This window comes from Bacillus sp. ISL-78 (assembly GCF_018613455.1).
Classification (GTDB): domain Bacteria; phylum Bacillota; class Bacilli; order Bacillales; family DSM-1321; genus Peribacillus; species Peribacillus frigoritolerans.
Genome location: NZ_JAGGQC010000015.1, coordinates 50,003 through 64,874 on the forward strand (window position 1 = coordinate 50,003; position 14,872 = coordinate 64,874).

Here is a 14,872-nt window from a genome sequence, read left to right on the forward strand (position 1 = left end):
AGGCTCATCTAACTCAATGCTGTAAGGCACTTTTTGCATACAATGTACCTTTTAGTTAACCAACTCTTCAACTCTATGTCCATTTATGTAATAATTTGTATATGCCATCACTGTTAAATCAATGTTTGCAAATTATAATATTTAAAGTAGTTTTAAGTTGTTTAATTATCTTGTTCTAGGCAAATTAGACTAATCGATTTTTATAAACCATAAACCAGTCAAGAACACGAAAGTTTTAGGGTGTATAAACTCTGAACCTTAAGACAAAAATGATACTTGAAAGGTTGGGAGATTATTATGATGTTAAAGAGCAGATAATGGCGATGTTTTCACTTAAAGTAGTCCAGTAGGGGAAACGCTACTATGGCTATTCTAGCTGCAATCCTAGGGGGAAAAAAATTGAATACCGAACAAAGAATACTTCGCGTCTCCATTGGCGTTACCATCTTCGTTGCTTGCTTTGGGATCATTTTCGGCTTGCTATCAGGGTCGTTCTCTATCACCTTTGATGGGTTCTATTCTCTGACCGATGCAATCATGAGTGTCTTGGCGCTCATTGTCTCTAAGTTGATTACCTCGTCCACCGCACCGAATAGGCAGAATGGTAAATTGAGTGAACGCTTCACAATGGGATTTTGGCACTTGGAGCCAATCGTCCTTGGTCTCAACGGTGTCATGCTCATGGGGGCGGCCGTTTACGCTTTGATTAATGCAATTGGTAGTCTTATGACGGGCGGCCGCAATCTCGAGTTCGGATTCGCCATCGTCTATGCCGTTGTGACGATGATCGCTTGCTGTTCTATGGCGATTTTCGAAACACGCGTAAACAAGACACTTAGCTCGGATTTTGTTGCCCTTGACGCTAAGGCCTGGATGATGACCGGTGGCATCACCGCTGCGCTCTTGATTGCGTTTTGCATCGGATACGCTTTTGAAGGAACGAATTTGGAATGGCTTTCACCCTATATTGATCCTGCAGTACTTGTGCTGATCTGTTTGGTGATTATTCCGCTGCCGATTTCAACGGTAAAGCGGGCCTTGGCGGATGTCCTGCTGATCACCCCTCAATCACTCAAGCAGCATGTGGACGAGGTCGCACGGGACTTTGTGAAGCGCTACGGCTTCGTTTCTTACCGAGCTTACGTCGCAAAGGTTGGTCGGGGAAAGCAAATTGAACTATACTTTATTGTGCCTGGCGGGTGGCCGGCAAAATGCCTTGAAGATTGGGACGCAATCCGTGATGAAATCGGTAATGCCATCGGCGAGGAAAGTACTGATAGATGGTTAACAATTGTGTTCACGACCGATGTTGAATGGGCGGACTAAAAACAGGGTAGTGAGCAGGCTTGACCAGGCCAGATCCCATCGGCGGCCTGGTCGAGCCTGGCGATATGCTCGTACGGTGGCAGTATGTTTGTTTAAAGAGCCACGGACCTCATGGGCATTAGGGCTAACCACCACTATCTGCCCACGGTGTTTACTTTAATTGTCACTTGTACGAAGACACAAAGCTAAGTACATTGGGGACATGAATTTGAGTACATAGAGTTATTAATCCACTCCAAACCGCACCAATTCAATCTATAAATGTTTGGAGATACAAATTTATCTGTAAACACAAAGGGGAAGGCAATATCTATATCCTCCCCTTTTTCGAACAACATATATTTTTAATCTTCTTGGTTATTTTACAAAAAAGATTGATTATTTTTGTGATCCTTAATGAACTAACACACCCGTTAGTTCATTAAGAAAAGGTTGCTTCTACAACCTTCCTTATTTATGTAAAGCACGTATTCCCTGATTTTCTTTGAGTGTGGGGTGTTGAGAAAGTATCTCGCTGAAAAGAACGAGACTTATCTTTTTATTCAGCTACCAAAGCCAAGTGAGTATCCAAGTGTTTTAAAAATTTCTGCTGGAGATTACTGGTGTATCCAAAATAACGGCTGGTCTATTGATTCTGCTACTGAAATTTTCAGTGAGGAATGGATATCTGATGACTAGTTTTTTGTTACCGAATCTGAAATTCATGGCAATAATACATTCTATCATCAATTGAAAAAAGAACTTCGAATAAAAAAAACATAGGGAGATTTTAGTCTTCCTATGTTTTCATTCATATTATTTATCTGTTTGTTTTTGCTTCTTTTTCAAATACTCCGCACGTATTTTTTCAAGTTGCTGCTTTTTATCAAATTTGGCAGGCTTCTGTTTTTCATGAAACTTTGTCACAGCTACCTTACCTTTGGTATCCAATTGATATTTCCCCACTTTGTTCACCCACTTTTCTTGTCATTAAAGAGAATCTATTCAACAAATATAATATACCTTATTTTACTGAAGTATACCTTATTACTTTATTGGTGTACTGCTAACTTTGCACATATCAGTAAAAACATTTAGCATAATTTTAAGCAAATTACTCAATGATAATGGTCTTTTTTTATAGTGAATCTCTGTACCCATTAAGGACAATTATTCATAATATTAAGTTACTTTTTAATAAAATTAGGTGACGTTCATACTTTCTAAGATTTGTACAACTTCTTCAGTTGGAATTTTCATATCATCATTTATCCATTTTCGAATTACTTCAATGATCCCTCCTGTCGAATAAGTGAAAAAATATTCTAAATGAGTCTCATTAGCATTTGGTAACTGTTTTTTTATTTCTGCAATTGTTATATCATGAGCAGAATTCAAAACTGTGTTTAGTACATGAGAGCTATTTTTTTCATTAAAAATGATTTTACAGAGCTCCTTATTAATAAGTATCAAATTTAAAAGTTCATTTAGTATATTTTGTTCTCCTGAATTATTAATTGCACTCATCATTTTCTCTATCATTTCTTCTTCAATACTTCTCATTAAATCAAACGGATCATTGTAATAAGAATAAAAAGTGCCGCGATTAATATCTGCTTCTTTGCAAATTTCCGTAACAGTAATTTTATTTAAATTTTTTTCTTGTAGGAGCAGTAAAAAAGCCTCTATAATTACCTTTTTACTATACAATGTTCTTCGGTTTCCTGGTGTACCAACCACGTTTTTCCCTCCTACTTATTAACCAAATCACTTCAATATGTTTTTAAATGAACAAAAAATTAATAAATGACTATTTAATAACAAGTGTTTTCATTTTGCTTATTGTTACCTTCAATTAGCTTGAATATACTATGTCCATGCCATTAAATCAACAAAGTGTTTAATTAATAACTTACCGTTTAAATAATAACTAGTTGTTTTAATGTGTTGTATGTAATATTAGGATGAAAGGAAGCTGTTGATGGCAAAGTATCTTTATAAATTAGGAGAATGGGCGGCAAACAATAGTAAAAAAATAATTGGAGGCTCATTAACAGTTCTCCTTGCGATAGCAATTATTGCAATGAATCTGGGACCAAATTTTTCTGAAGACATGTCTATACCTGGATCAGAATCAGAAAAAGCCCTTCAACTCATTAAAAAGGAATTTCCCTCTAATACCGGAGGCCAAGTACAGTTAGTATTAAAAGCACCTGAAAATAAAACCTTAGATTCTGAAGAGATTAATAAAGTAATTACAGATACATTGAGAGTGATAAAAGAAAAAGATGGACATATTGTTTCTGTAGCAAGCCCATTAGAGTTAGGGAATTTAAGTAAAGATAAGAAAATAGGGTATGCAATTGTTACTTATTATGTAGCAGCAGACAAGGTATCGGAAAAATCAAAGGAAAATATTATTGAAAACATTGAAAATACACGTGATGCAGGTATTCAAACAGAATTAGCTGGTGATGTTTTATTTTCTGAAATGGAAATTGGAGGAATCACAGAAGTAATTGGGGTAATTGTTGCTTATGTTATATTGGCAATTACTTTTATCTCCTTCTTAGCGTCCGGGTTGCCAATTATTACGGCGGTTATTGGACTAGCTATAGGAATTTTACTAATTGTGATTGGAACAAATTATTTGGAAATTACCTCTGTTTCGATAACGTTAGCAGCAATGTTGGGACTGGCAGTAGGCATTGATTATGCTCTCTTTATTATGACTCGTTTTAGACACCAAAGAAAAGAAGGATATTCTGTCCAAGAGTCTGTAGCAATTGCAAATGGAACAGCCGGGAGTGCTGTAGTGTTTGCTGGCATAACAGTCATCATTGCGCTCTTAGGTTTATCTGTTGCAAAAATACCATTTTTAACAATGATGGGTCTATCTGCTGCTCTATGCGTATTATTAGCAATATTTATTGCAATAATTGTGGTTCCGGCTTTTTTAGGTCTGATGGGACATAAAGTGGGACCAGATAGAAAAAATACTTTTTTAAGTAAAATTATTAAAAGCGATAAAAAACAGACCATTTCCGAAAGATGGGGAAATTTTATAGCAAAACGCCCGTGGAGGGTAGCAGTTATTGGAATTATACTTCTTTCTATAATTGCTATCCCTATTTCCCATATGGAACTCGCATTACCAGATAACGGTTCAAAAAATGAAGAGACAACAGAAAGAAAAGCATATGATTTACTTAGCAAAGCTTATGGCCCAGGCCATCATGCAACATTAATTGTAGCCGCTAAAACATCAAGCGAAACAACCAATCCACAAGTAGCATTAAGTGATACTATAGAAGAGTTAAGTGGATTATCAAATGTAAAAAATGTTAGTCCAGCAATTTCTGGACCTTCAGGAGAATGGTATCTTATTTCTATAACTCCAGAGACAGGAGCATCTGATTCAGAAACAAAAGATCTTGTAGACGATATTAGAGAAAAGGCAAAGACCTTGGAAAAATCCGAACAGTTAAAATTAATGGTTACAGGTACTACGGCGGTAAACATTGATATATCACAGAAATTGAGTGATGCATTGCCAATATTCGCTTTATTAATTATTGGATTTTCATTCATTTTATTAGTACTAGTATTCAGGTCTATTCTAGTTCCATTAAAAGCAGTTCTAGGATTTTTACTTTCATTAGGTGCAACATTAGGATTCACTGTATTTGTTATACAAGATGGAAATTTGATTGATTTATTTGGATTTCCCATTGTTAATCCTGTATTAAGCTTCTTACCAGTCATTGTGATAGGGATTTTATTTGGGTTAGCAATGGATTATGAGGTCTTTCTAGTTAGTAGAATGCGTGAAGTATTTACACATACCGGGGATGCACGCGAAGCTGTTCTAGCAGGAATGAGAGATAGTGGTGGAGTAGTAACAGCTGCTGGGTTGATTATGATTTCAGTATTTACTGGATTCATGTTAGCTCCAGATCCAATAATTAAAGCAATGGGCTTTTCTCTCACATTTGGCGTTCTATTTGATGCTTTTGTAGTAAGAATGGCTATTTTACCAGCAGTAATGATCATAATGGGAGAAGCTTCTTGGTACTTGCCAAAGTGGTTAGATAAACTACTACCAAATTTAGATATTGAAGGAGAATCATTTATAAAAGAAATAGAAAGAAAAAGGAAATAAAAGGAGAAAGATGTTACGTTCGAATAAGCATAAATATTATTAACTAATGGGGCTGAAGGAAGTCGATTCTTGTTATTCTTCAGTCCTTTTTCTACATTAAAAGGATAGAATTTGGTTTTATAATTTGTAATTATTGTGAAATAAGTTGCTTAAACTGGATTTATTAGCGAAATGGCTCTTTTAGTATATTATTTTCTTAATGAACTACCCTGCCCCGTTAGTTCATTAAGAAAAAATCTGCCTTAAAGACAGCTCCAATTACCACCTAACGAATAAGAAAAATTCTTATGTGTTTATTTTCCACCTAAATCTTTGAGTTGATTTTTTATTTCTTTAAGTTCGGACCTTAAAGCCTTAACTTCTTTAGAATTGTCAATCCCAATACTTATGGCATATTGAACAATAAAAAATAGAATAACTAAACCAACAAAGCCGTAAAAAATTGAAAGTATAATATCCATAATTTAGCTCTCCTAATAAAATTCATTAATTTAATGTTACCATAAATTAGTAAACGTGATTGTACTTTTAACATAGCTCTTCTTCAAGTAACCTGCCCCGATAGTTGCATAAAGAAAAAGCTGCCTTAAAGGACGGGCAGCTCCGATCTTCAGCTAAAGCACCCGTTAGCTAAATAAGGAATATTGTTTAAAAAATCACAGAAATGGTAAATATAACCTTTCAGAAGGGTTACACCTTGCCCAAAAAAGACCGGTCTAAATGTTAGAACATTCGTTCCTTATATATTCAAATATTAACTACTCTCGTCAACATGATGGTGATGATGGTCACTGCTCTCTTCCTGGTCATGCTGGTAAGCTAGTGTACCGGGGTTTGTATTGCCAAATGTTAGATACCACGGCATCCCTAACGGTCCACCCGCTGAAGCCGGTGGCACGAACACATCGAACGTTTTATGATGATGATGGAGGTTGTATCGCCGCACCGAACCTGTGTCGGGACCGTCACCATTAATTGGCACAAACAGTTTTCCATCAGGACCAAATAGAATTGCCTGCGCAAAGGCTCGTGGCTGCCCGACGAAATCAAGGTTAATCTTGTCGAGAAACTTGCCCGTTTCACCGTCGAAAATCAGAATTTTGTCCGTGTCACTCGCGTCCCTTCTGAAACTGGTGATATAGAGGTTGTCGTCGGGACCGAAGACTAAGCCTTCTGGACGGTTGAGGTCGTTAACAGTGTTGCTCTCAATGAATACTCCAAGGAACTTCCCAGTTTTCGGATTAAATCGCAGAACAGCGCCACCTTCCGGCTGTGGCAGATTGCGTACGGATACATACAGCACGCCGTCGGGACCAATGACCAAAGCACGAGGATGGAACTGTCCAGTGAAGCCGGAGTGGTCGAGGTTTCCAAGAAACACCCCTGTGGTGCCATTATACAACCGTACTTCTCCCGGCACGTCTACGTCACCCATGTCCGCCACAAACAGGACATTTTTCTTCGACAGAACGATGCCGCGCGGTGCAAACGGGGCGCCTGGTGCATTCGATTTGACAAGTTCCCCCAGAAACGCACCGGTCTGTCCATTATACTTCAAAACGTCACCATTCTGAGGTTGTCCAACGTTTTGGTTCGTGACTAGGAGATTACCCACATGGTCGAAAATCAGTCCTCGAGGACCGCTTAAGCCATTGCTGCCGGATGCAACAAAACTGCCAAGAAACCTCCCCGTTTCTGCATCGAAAGTCTTCACGGTGTTGTCTGAGCCGTCACCAATGTAGAGAAAGTCATTTCGTAATTTCATTACCGAAAAAAACTCCCTTCTATTAAAATTTTTTAGATTAAAAAAGTAATTTTAATCTTATTTTAATATATTCGTTTGAGAGCTTTTTGTATGGGATAAACTCGCTGATAAAACAACACAATTTTAACTTTACGTAGTACACACCAATGGTCAGCTACTTCTCTCCTTACTACTTTCATCGTAAATGGGATGGGTTACGTGTGGGATGTTGCCTTCGCCTACGATTAAGTCGGCAATACCCAAGAACATAGTCGTCTCTGATCCTTGTAGTAACTGATACTTATTGTTCTTCAACTAAACTGCCCTTTAGTTTAAGTACATTCTTTCACAATCTCAATAGTGTAGAGCCTTTTTAGACACAATCCAATCCCTACAAAATAAAGTTCATAATTTCCATATGACTTGTATCAAAATGATTATCGTTGTAAATACTCATTTTCCTGATGTTACCCCATTGCCATCAAGTTAAAGTTTTGTAGTACCCCCAGAATGAAATTTTGGACTTTCTGTAACTTATAAGCTCAATTTATCGTTTTTTTTGGGGGGACCTATTTTCTTAGCTTGATGGGCATGGTACCCCAAAAGTAAAAATTGATATGGAAGAAGTGAGAACAGTTGCAAATAACTTAACTAAAGAAAAACAAGTCGATAAGGTACAATCACTAAAGTCTTTTCAGTGAAGTGTGTTCAAGAAATAGCTAGAAAAATTAAAGAACAAGAGCAGAATAACGACAAAGATAAGACGCTCTCAAACTCTTTCAAGATAATTGATTCCAAAAAACGATAGCCGTATTTTACGTCTATCGTTTTAATTTAATATCAAAGTAAAGGAGTGTTTATCTGAGGAAAGTTATAATGTTGTACCACTTGTCTTAAGGAAAGTAAGAGCTCTTCATCCGTATAATTTACAAGTTCATGTGGCAAGGCTTCTAGCTTTAGAAAATGAATAGCTGCCTTGCCTTCCCAACTTTTGAACACTGTCAAAAATTCAGGAAAGTAACGATCAAGCCAGTTATGAACTTGTCCCTGAACGACCTGTAAGTCAACGTTGAGAAGATCGCGAAATTTTTTGGCCACTCGGAGTTCTGCATAAATTCCTTGTGGAATTGTTGGTTCGGCGTATCTTCCGTCTTTGACTAATTGTGCGATGACTTTTGCATCTTTCACGTCATTTTTTGTAGGTGAATTATCGTCTAATTCTTTACTTCGTTTAACATGTAGTGGATTGACAGATACGAACTTAATATTATTCTCTTTTAGAAGATGAGCTAGATTTAACCATTAGTGACCGGTTGGCTCCATGCCTACAATTACTTGATTTAACTTACACTCTTTAACAAGTTGATTAATCCAATCTAGAAACGAATGAAATCCTGCTTGCGTATTTTCAAAGAAACAAGTTTTACCCAGTTCCAATCCTCTAAAATCCTGTGCTCTCGCGACATGATTGTGCTTGGCGATATCTACTCCGACAATTAAGGTTTCAGAAGTAATTTGAGTGATTTTATGATTTTGGTTATAATTCATTGTGAGACCTCCAAATAGATGTTTTTGTCCTTTTTTAGCTGGCCAGCTTAGGACACATTCATCTTATCAAGAGGTCTTTTTTCGTTCAAACCTCATTTTCAGTTATTACAGGAATGCTGCCCCTTTAGTTCATTAAGAAAAGCGATCCTTATTAAAGAATCGTTCCCTTTAATGGAATAAGTCGTATCAATTCTTGTATAAATAATTAGAAAAAACTATTCTTTAATTCATCTAATTATTAAATTTCACGTCTTTAAATCCCTCCAAAAAAGCATTAATAACCTACATCATCATTTTTGATTAATGGTGTAATCAATATGTAAGAAAGGAATTCCAAAAATCCTCATTTTATGATGTGCTGTGAGTATTCCTGCAATTGTTTCATTAATTAAAAAGTGCTCAGATAACGGAAGCTTGAAAAGCGCTTTGCCAGCTGCTAAATAAATACCAGAGTCACTTTCTCCATCGCTCGAAAGAATAAGTGATCCATCGATAGCGTCAAGCTGTAAAATACCAATCATTGACGAATAGGGAAGAGGAAGTGCTATATTCATATACGTCCTGCCCTCCGTTTTATGCTGAGAATAAATGGCCATAAATACGGTATTCCCCTTCACCTGGCGAATCCATGCGCGTGGATTTTCCCTCCCATCTACCGTTTGATCAACAGCACGTATTTTATATGTCATTTCAGTACGTTTACTTGAGATGGGTAAGTTCAATTGCTGTAGTTTTGTACTTATCAATTTATAGCACACCGCAAACGGTATAAACCAAGTTGCCCATTTTACAGAAGCAAATAACCGATACTGATCTGTGTTCTCATAAAAATGGACGATTGTTTTTGGTAAAGTTTTGACATCAACAAAATCACTTAGTTCATCCACTAGTCCTGGGTGTTGCTTACCTGCTCCTTTTAACGCACCTCGAATTTGGCTCACTGGGAAATTCCAGACATCCTGCTTCGTTTTAGGAGGCACAAGCACCCAACCGAGTACGCCTAACATGCCAAAAATCAAACAGTTAAATAAGCCATGAAATTCTAGCATAAAATCAATACTAACAAACCAAAGTCCAAACGAATTATTTGTCGCATAAAGCAATGAAAATAAGATTGTGATGCCTAGTGCACTGAATGATAGCCGTATCAATATCGTCTGCAAGTGTGAAAGGAAGCGTGTTCGGTATGCAAGTACGATTAAGGTGTAAATGGCAAATATGTATAGCAATACAGAGATGAATTCTAGTAATGGCGAAAATGAAATGCCAATGGCGACGAGCATGGGACCTGCTAAAATAATAGGCACAATTAATCGATACCATGTTGAATCGTGTAAGCGTCCAAAAAATCCAAGAGATATGGGCAATAAGAAGGCAGAGTAATGAAAATGAATAGCTGTTAACCAAGTGATTAGTGGACTAAAACCTGTATCAATTCCCGCAATATAAGCAAAGAACCATAGTCCGCCTACAAATAAATACATCATCCCGATATCAATCGATATTTCTGCCCAGTTTGTAAAACCACGCCGAAAAAAACGCTTTAGCCCATAACACGCCACAAAAAAGGTTAAAATCATATAAATGAAAGCGAGTACCATCTTTCCTGTACTTGATGGGACAACTTGCAATAAAAAGATGGAGAGCATAGCAATCCAATTGAAAATAATATGTTTCCTCTTTGTTTCTAATAGTAGCTGGAGCATAAGTGGCACGAAAATCAACTGTGCAGCTGACAGCATTAACAAATAGGGTTCAGATGTCAAAATGCTGCTTGCTATGAAAAGGAACACACCTGCAATGGTGATTGAACTAAACAGTCTGCTCCTTAAATTCGCCTTCATAAGCCATCAACCTTCCTACGATTCGGTTTCGTATATCGACTTGAATCGTAAATACTTCTCGGGCATCATCGTACCCTTCCTCAACGTTCACAACTCCTTCTAATAACCGAATAATCGGGAACTCTAGATTTCCTATAATGATACGTTGAGGCCCAGAGCGAATGTTTATGCGCCCTTCAGGTGTCACCACAAACTTTAAATCCGAATAAAATAAGCTCGGCTCCCCTAAATAATCCTTCACAACTCCACGCTTCGTATCTACCGTCATAAATGCATTAAAATGCCGAGTAATCTCTTCAAAATAAAAAGAACGCTCCCAATATATTTCTGCCGCACCAGTCGGCAATGATCTACAGGTATTTTTGATTGAAAACAGCACATCCTTCCCGTTTTCGGGAAAAAGAAATTTCCAGCGTGTTGCTAATTTTAAAAAGGGTTTTAGCCAGAAAGCCCCCGTTTCAATCTTTGACATCTTTCCGACCCCATTAAACGGTTTATCAATTGGCAGGGCATAACGCTCTTGTAGCTTAGGATGAAGTCTTTGAAAATCCTCACCTAAAAGGTCTTGGTAGATTGTCATTATGATTCACCCTTTCTCGTACGCTTGCAACTTGTCGCCGATGGCAAATCAGTTGCGAGTAAGAAGCTAATAATGGAAAGGACCCACAGACTAGCATTAAATGTAATAGGGTTAAACGGGTGTAATGAGAATGAAGGACTAGCGATCAAGGCACTGATGGTTAATATCGGAAAAGCAATCATCTGCAGAACAAGTAAATGTCTTTTCTTCCGATAAAGAAGCCACACCACTGCAAATAAAATCTCTAGAACGCCTATTATCCCTACCCCCTTTATAGCAGCAGTCCCCTCCAAGGAAGTTAAACTAGATAGCATCGATACTTCCTCAGGATGTTTGGCAATCATCTTCGGTATTAACCCATGATAAAGCCAAACAAAGAAAAAGAGCATTGTTACTATAGCGTTAATAATGAAACGTACATACTGTGATCGTGGCGATTCCCCCTTTTCAATCCAGCGTTTTAGCACATCAAAGCTTAGAGCTGTTGCCCACCCCATGATTGGCCGAAAAAAGAGGTCTAACAACCGTCCAAATAAACCATAACGTACATCATAGTCATATTGGGTGAGAAATGTGGTTCCGTTATCTGTCGGTATATATTGCCAATATCCTTTTCCTTCACAAATGGGCGAAATTCTTTGATCGGTACCAAAGTGAAGAGAAGATGTTTTTGAACCATCCTTCTTATTATGCGTACCGATACTTTTACCCCAGCCAGCGACCTTTACATAATATCCAAAATTCGTTTCATATAAAAAGGATTGCGGATCATCTTCTGATTTTTTCGGTAAATAGGTAATAGAAGAAAAACGCAAATCCCATTGTTCATGTAGTTCAGGCTTTTGAGTCATACGCCATACCTCGTCTATAGTTGCCTGAATTGGAATCTCCACATAGATTGGTTTGTTTTTCATAAATGTCACCTCCATTAATAAAGTAACATAAGTTTCAAAACACAATGTTAGAATTTATGAAATCTCTGTAAGAGTGATAGAGTTTGAAAGACAATTTAATTAACTTTTTTTATTGCTCAATTATCTGGTCCAATTGTTCAACAGAGGTCTAACAGCACTCTTCAACTATCCTGACCCTTTAGTTGCATAAAGAAAAAGCTGCCTTAAAGACAGCCCTGGTCTTGAACCAACGCACCCGTTGGTTCATTAAGAAAAGCTATTCTGGAATATTGAAAATAAAGAGGCCATCCTTTTTGGACAGCCCCCTTTCCGCTAATTATAAAATTTCTAGTAGAGCTCATCATTATATTGGTTACTTCAGAATCTTACCATCTATACTTCAGAGAAGGTATCACCAAAATGAATTGGCTTTCAATCTTTGAAAACTATGAGAATACTGCAATTTTACGTGCGATAGATTCTGTTAAACGAGATGCTACTTTTGGAACAGCCCATTTAATAATTGGTGTTAACACCGCACCAGATAATCCGCCTGCATGGATTTCCACCGTACAAGTCATTATTGTTTTACCATTAACATCTTCTGCAGTGAAGTGACCGCTTCCTGTAAAATTATCTGATAAACCTTTTAGTTCAAACTTGATGTTTGAAGGTTCATTCCATTCGGTAATATCTACCTGCGCTTGTATTGTTTTTTTAATACCTTTCACACTACCTTCAAATGTCCAAATAGATTGCTTGTCATTTATGATTTCATGTTCTTTATAGGCTGGTACTGTCGTTGCCCATTTTTCGAGATCACTGACATAATCCCAAACTGCTTGTACATCTACTGGAACTACTACAGTATGCGTTCCCATTGCCACTATGATCCCCACCTTCACTATGTAAGAATTTTAACTTTACATTACTACAAAATAATTATTACATAAAAAGCATAAACTTACATCTCTAATTATACATAGCTTTCCTTCTTCTAATCCTCCAATTAATTGTAGAAACAAAATTTTCCAATCCTCTAAAATCTTGTGCTCTTTCTACATGATGTGCTTGGCAATGTAACTCCGTAGGTTTCAGAAGTAATTTGAGTGGTTTTATGATTTTAGTTATAATTCTTGGTGAGACTTCCATATAGATGTTTGTCCTTTTTTAGCTGGCCAGCTTAGGGCACATTCCTTATCAGGAGGTCTTTTTTCGTTCAAACCTCATTTTCAGTTATTACAGGAATGCTGCCCCGTTAGTTCTATAAAGAAAAAGCTGCTTTAAAGACAGCTCCGATCTTCAGCTAACGCACCCGTTCTAAACACAACAAATAGTTGATTATTTGCATTTAAATTCAAATGTATTTTTTTCAAGACATATTGCTTCATCAAAAGTTTTGATAATAATATCAAAACGCTGACTGTATGGTTGCATAAATACTTCGTACTGAGTCCGACGTTCTTCATGAGACTGCCTTAAATAATTGATATTGGTTCCTCTCTCAACAATATCACGGCTCGACCTTCTCATTAATTCCGTTTCACCATCTGTATAGAAGTAAATTTTTAAATCAAATAAATCTGGATTAATAAATGCGACACTCATTCCTTCTACAATCGTTACTTTGTTTTTCGAAGAAATTAACTCACTTTTCATATAATGCGTATCTATTGTATATAAATCTAAACCATCTCTAACCATCCGAACATCTCTTTCTAAAGAATGCAAATGATGAGCTGATGGATGGCAAGCCGTCATTTTATAACGATGATTTTCGTTTTGATATGTATAGTCGATAACTGCATGCTTTCGTATGTTCGAACTAACAATATATGGATCTGTATTAATATAATTCACTCCATTTTGATTTAGTAGGATTGCAAGCCTATTGGCAAACGTCGTTTTTCCAGCAGCACCATGTCCTGAAATGCCAATAACAATCTGTTCATCAGTCATTCTGACCCAATTTATGATATCTTGTAATAAATTATCCATCCCTCTCCCCCTGTCCATTATAAGAATTAAACCTAATATTCGCTTTTTCCTCTTTAAGCTCTTCATCAATAAGTTATGTTAAGAATTGAAGCCATTTATGTTCTGGTTCGTGCAATTGTATGGCATACTTAAGCCGTTTTTTCCTCTCATCATCTAGATTGTCTAATATCGCCATAAAGTCTTGGTCGTCTTTTTCTCTTGTGTTTTTCACTTTATATAAAAGTACAATTTCTGGATTTAGATAAGGAATCCCGGTATCCGAATAACTCCAAACTGACTTAAGTGGATAGGAGATCGTTAAATCCCTTCTGAACTTCCAGTCATCATCCTTTGTTTCATTTAGAAGTACCTCTAATTTATCTCCATTTGACTTATTTAAAGCGTGTACTTCATGAATAGGTAACTCTAAAAACTCATTTTCCCAAGCATAGAATTTACCTTTAATAACCTTTTTAAAGTCCCATTCTTTTAGATATTCCTTTAGGTTTAATTGGTCTTTTCGAAATAGGGCAATCTCAATATCTTGATGTTGTCTTGTTTCTCTACCGATAAAAAGGTCAATTGCCCAACCACCTGCAATGAACCACGTTTTATTAAATCCTGACATTAAAGAAGTAATACTATGACATTGTTCAAATGACATATAAATCCCCCAAGCTAAAATACTTATATCCTTAGTATTCTTTGTCTATTTTGAATAACCTCTATATTGAACCCTTATGCAACTAACCTGCCCCTTTAGTGCCATAAGAAAAAGCTGCCTTAAAGACAGCTCCGATCTTCAGCTAACGCACCCGT

The 14,872-nt window shown here is 36.9% G+C and carries 12 protein-coding genes and 1 pseudogene; 2 read left to right on the forward strand and 11 right to left on the reverse strand.

The features are described 5' to 3' along the window. Positions 1-399: 399 nt before the first annotated feature. A complete protein-coding gene (locus J7I96_RS16485) occupies positions 400-1,326 on the forward strand; it encodes a cation diffusion facilitator family transporter (RefSeq protein ID WP_214771555.1) in 927 nt (308 codons plus the stop codon). A gap of 795 nt (positions 1,327-2,121) precedes the next feature. On the opposite strand, the gene J7I96_RS16490 is transcribed toward J7I96_RS16485, so the two are convergent. After that, complete coding sequence (locus J7I96_RS16490) at positions 2,122-2,271, reverse strand: hypothetical protein (RefSeq protein WP_048680414.1); 150 nt, start codon at positions 2,269-2,271, stop codon at positions 2,122-2,124. A gap of 237 nt (positions 2,272-2,508) precedes the next feature. Then, positions 2,509-3,045 (reverse strand): TetR/AcrR family transcriptional regulator, encoded by a 537-nt coding sequence (locus J7I96_RS16495; RefSeq protein WP_214771549.1) that lies wholly within the window; start codon positions 3,043-3,045, stop codon positions 2,509-2,511. Positions 3,046-3,286: 241 nt separating this feature from the next. Here J7I96_RS16495 and J7I96_RS16500 point away from each other — a divergent pair, with 241 nt between their 5' ends. Next, positions 3,287-5,467: an MMPL family transporter gene (locus J7I96_RS16500; RefSeq protein ID WP_214923970.1), complete on the forward strand. Its 2,181-nt coding sequence runs from the start codon at positions 3,287-3,289 to the stop codon at positions 5,465-5,467. Between the two features lie 293 nt (positions 5,468-5,760). Here the strand turns inward: J7I96_RS16500 and J7I96_RS16505 are convergent, their stop codons facing one another. From J7I96_RS16505 to J7I96_RS16545, 9 genes and pseudogenes are all read right to left on the reverse strand, one after another. Continuing rightward, positions 5,761-5,928, reverse strand: a complete 168-nt coding sequence (locus tag J7I96_RS16505) for a hypothetical protein (RefSeq protein ID WP_214771545.1) — start codon at positions 5,926-5,928, stop codon at positions 5,761-5,763. A 293-nt stretch (positions 5,929-6,221) separates the two neighbouring features. Continuing rightward, positions 6,222-7,232 (reverse strand): Vgb family protein, encoded by a 1,011-nt coding sequence (locus J7I96_RS16510; RefSeq protein ID WP_214771543.1) that lies wholly within the window; start codon positions 7,230-7,232, stop codon positions 6,222-6,224. An 858-nt stretch (positions 7,233-8,090) separates the two neighbouring features. Continuing rightward, positions 8,091-8,759 (reverse strand): annotated as a pseudogene (locus tag J7I96_RS16515) (IS110 family transposase); the annotation flags it as partial. A gap of 290 nt (positions 8,760-9,049) precedes the next feature. Beyond that, on the reverse strand, positions 9,050-10,603 hold the full coding sequence (locus J7I96_RS16520; protein WP_214771541.1) for a YndJ family protein: 1,554 nt from the start codon (positions 10,601-10,603) through the stop codon (positions 9,050-9,052). Further along, positions 10,572-11,183 carry a DUF4166 domain-containing protein gene (locus J7I96_RS16525; protein WP_214771539.1) on the reverse strand — a complete coding sequence of 204 codons (612 nt, stop codon included), beginning with the start codon at positions 11,181-11,183 and terminating at the stop codon, positions 10,572-10,574. The genes J7I96_RS16520 and J7I96_RS16525 overlap by 32 nt, the downstream gene beginning before the upstream one ends. After that, positions 11,183-12,097, reverse strand: a complete 915-nt coding sequence (locus J7I96_RS16530) for a DoxX-like family protein (protein WP_214771537.1) — start codon at positions 12,095-12,097, stop codon at positions 11,183-11,185. Before J7I96_RS16530 ends, J7I96_RS16525 begins: the two co-directional genes overlap by 1 nt. A 425-nt stretch (positions 12,098-12,522) precedes the next feature. Next, positions 12,523-12,957 (reverse strand): SRPBCC family protein, encoded by a 435-nt coding sequence (locus J7I96_RS16535; protein WP_225989259.1) that lies wholly within the window; start codon positions 12,955-12,957, stop codon positions 12,523-12,525. 460 nt (positions 12,958-13,417) lie between these two features. Continuing rightward, a complete protein-coding gene (locus J7I96_RS16540) occupies positions 13,418-14,074 on the reverse strand; it encodes a uridine kinase family protein (RefSeq protein ID WP_214771534.1) in 657 nt (218 codons plus the stop codon). A 73-nt stretch (positions 14,075-14,147) separates the two neighbouring features. Continuing rightward, a complete protein-coding gene (locus J7I96_RS16545) occupies positions 14,148-14,717 on the reverse strand; it encodes a nucleotidyltransferase domain-containing protein (protein ID WP_214923972.1) in 570 nt (189 codons plus the stop codon). Between the last annotated feature and the right edge of the window lie 155 nt (positions 14,718-14,872).